Raw genomic sequence first — 2,812 nt, forward strand, 5'->3', positions numbered from 1 at the left:
GTCGATGGCGAGTTCCCCCGGCTTGCGGTTGCACAGATTGAGCAGCGCGTCGCAGGTGGCGCGTCCTTCGGCCTTCGAGCCGCCGGTCAGATGATGCACGCCGCCCAGCGACAGCATCTGCGAGCCATACTCGCCCGTCGTGACATGGCCGATTGCCTCGCCTTGCGATCGCACAATAGCCGTCTCGGGTCCGATATGCCGGTCGGTGTCGATCTTCACCTTGACGCCGCAGTACGAAAAAATGCCTTCCGTGACGACGGTGACGAGATCGACGCCTTCGACTTCCTGGCTGACGATGAACGGCGCCGGCTTGTAGTCGGGATAGGTGGTGCCGGCGCCGATTGCGGTGACGAAGCGGCGGCCGGTGTTGACCAGTTCGCCGTCCCATTGTTCGCCCTCGGCGACGAACGGCACGATTGCCGCGCCGGCCTCGGCCGCATGGTCGAGGATGGTCAGCGGGTCCATCCGCACGATCCTGCCGCCGACATTGCCGTAGCGGTCGCAGGCGCCGGTGCGACCATCAGCGATGTAGCACATCACCGGACAGGCATCGCAGCGGATCTTCTCCGCCACCAGCTTCTCACCGGGATCATGGGTTTCGAAGCGTTCGGCAAGCTCGCTCATCGGCGTGCCTCCTTTTCGCGGATGCCATCTTTTTCGCGGATGCCAGCGCGGATACGCGTCGGCGTCGCCGGAACCTTGGTGATCAGAACGCCGGTGGCGTGGCGGATGGCGTTGAGGATTGCCGGCGCAGTCGGGATCAGCACATGCTCGCCCAAACCCTTGGCGCCAAAGGGTCCTTCCGGATCCGGAACTTCTATCAGGATGGTCTCGATCGGCGGCACGTCGCCAATGGTCGGGATGAGATAGTCGTGCAGGTTCTCGGTGCGGCCGGGGATGTACTCTTCCATCAGCGCCATGCCGATGCCTTGCGCGATACCGCCCTCGATCTGGCCTTCGGCCAGCAGCGGGTTGATCGCCTTGCCCACATCATGCGCGGCGGTGATCTTGATCAGCTTCACCGTGCCGAGCTTGAGATCGACCTCCAGTTCGGCGATCTGCGCGCCATAGCCGTAAACGGCGTAGGGTTTGCCCTGGCCCTTGGCATCGAGGGGCAGCGTCGGCGGGTCGTAGGTCTCCTCGGCGCGGAAGACGAAGCCCTCGGCATCCAGATCCAACGTCGTGAGGTCGATGCGGCGCGTGGCTTCTCCCTCGCGGATGACGATCGCCGGGCCGTCGAGTTGGAGAGCGGCTTTTTCCGAAACATTGGCGAAACGAAGTATCTTTTCACGCAAGGCGCGGCCGGCCTTCTCGGCCGCCTTGCCGGTGACGAAGGTCTGGCGCGAGGCCGATGTCTTGCCGGCATCGGGAGTAATTGATGTATCGGCGCTCTTCAGCTGGAATCTCTCCAGCGGCAGGCCGAGCGCGTCGGCGCAGATCTGGGCGATGACCGTGTTCGAACCCTGGCCGATATCGACCGCGCCCTGGTGCAGGATGACCGTGCCGTCGGCCGCGATGCCGACCCGAATGGTCGACGGATTGGGCAGCGAGGTGTTGCCGCAGCCATACCAGCAGGACGCGACGCCGACGCCGCGCTTTCTATCTGTGTTGGCGCTGTTGAATGCCTCCGCATCGGCCGCCGCGCGCGCCCAGTGCGGCCGCAGCGATTCGAGGCATTCGGCAATGCCGACGCCGGAGTCCAGAAGCTGTCCTGTGACCGTTTCGGAGCCGTTCCGAAGGCAGTTCTTCAAGCGAAAATCGAGCCTGTCCATGCCGAGCTTGCCGGCCAGCTCATCATAGAGGGTCTCCTGCATGATCGTCGCTTGCGGCACGCCGAAGCCGCGGAAGGCGCCGGAGATCGGCCCATGCGTATGGATGGCGCGGCCTTCGGCGCGGTAGTTCGGCGTCGCATAAGGTCCGGAGGCGTGCACCGGCACGCGGTTGGCCACGGTAGGGCCCCAGCTTGCATAGGCGCCGGTGTTGAAATCGCCTTCGAAGATCATGCCGGTGACAAGGCCGTCGGCATCGGCGCCGATGGTTGCTTTCATCTCGGCCGGATGGCGCTTGGTGGTCGACATCATCGATTCGGTGCGGGTGTAGGCAAGTGCCGCCGGCCGCCCAGTCTTCATCGCCACAAGGCCGATCAGCGGCTGCAGCGAGACGTCGAGCTTCGAGCCGAAACCGCCGCCGGTCGCGGTCGGCACGATGCGCACCTTGTCGACGGCAAGGCCGAGCACCTTCGCCGTCTCGTCGCGGTCCATATAGGGCGCCTGGGTGCAGGCGACGACGACCAGCGTGTCGCCGTCCACATAGGCATAGCCGGCTTCCGGTTCGATATAGGCGTGCTCGACATAGGAGGTGTCGATGACGCCGGACACCGTGAACGCTGCACCGGCAAGGGCCCCTTCCGGATCGCCGCGTTCGACGAAGCCGGAGGTCAGCAGGTTTGCCGGTCTGTTCTCATGGATGAGCTTGGCACCGCCGGCGCGCGCTTCGCAGGATTGGAGAACATGCGGCAATTCGGTCCAGCGGATCGGAAAATCCGAGAGGTCGATATCGAGCATCGCCTCGCGCTCGCCAGCGACCAACGCCACCGCCTCACCGCGAAGGCGGGCAAACCCTTCGGCCAGTGCCGGCTGGTCGGCGAAGGGGCCGATGACGCCGAAACAGTTTTTTCCCGGAATGTCGGCGGCGGTGAAGACGCCGGCGACACCGGGATGTGCCTTCGCCCAGCCATCGAGGTCACCGAAGGCGAAGCTGGCGTGATAATGCGGAGAGCGGATCACCAGGACCGCCAGGGCATCGGCGGGGG

Annotated in this window: 1 protein-coding gene and 1 pseudogene; both read right to left on the minus strand. The window is 65.0% G+C overall.

Annotated features, from left to right (window positions below; translation table 11 throughout):
- A pseudogene (locus EOA22_RS29760) lies at positions 1–624 on the minus strand (6-hydroxynicotinate reductase); the annotation flags it as partial.
- Positions 621–2,812 (minus strand): xanthine dehydrogenase family protein molybdopterin-binding subunit (locus EOA22_RS29765; RefSeq protein WP_164755997.1); only part of this gene is annotated, 2,192 nt, incomplete at its 5' end. The pseudogene EOA22_RS29760 and the gene EOA22_RS29765, both read right to left, overlap by 4 nt.

The sequence above is a fragment of the Mesorhizobium sp. M7A.F.Ca.US.014.04.1.1 genome (assembly GCF_003998745.1).
Classification (GTDB): Bacteria; Pseudomonadota; Alphaproteobacteria; order Rhizobiales; family Rhizobiaceae; genus Mesorhizobium; species Mesorhizobium ciceri.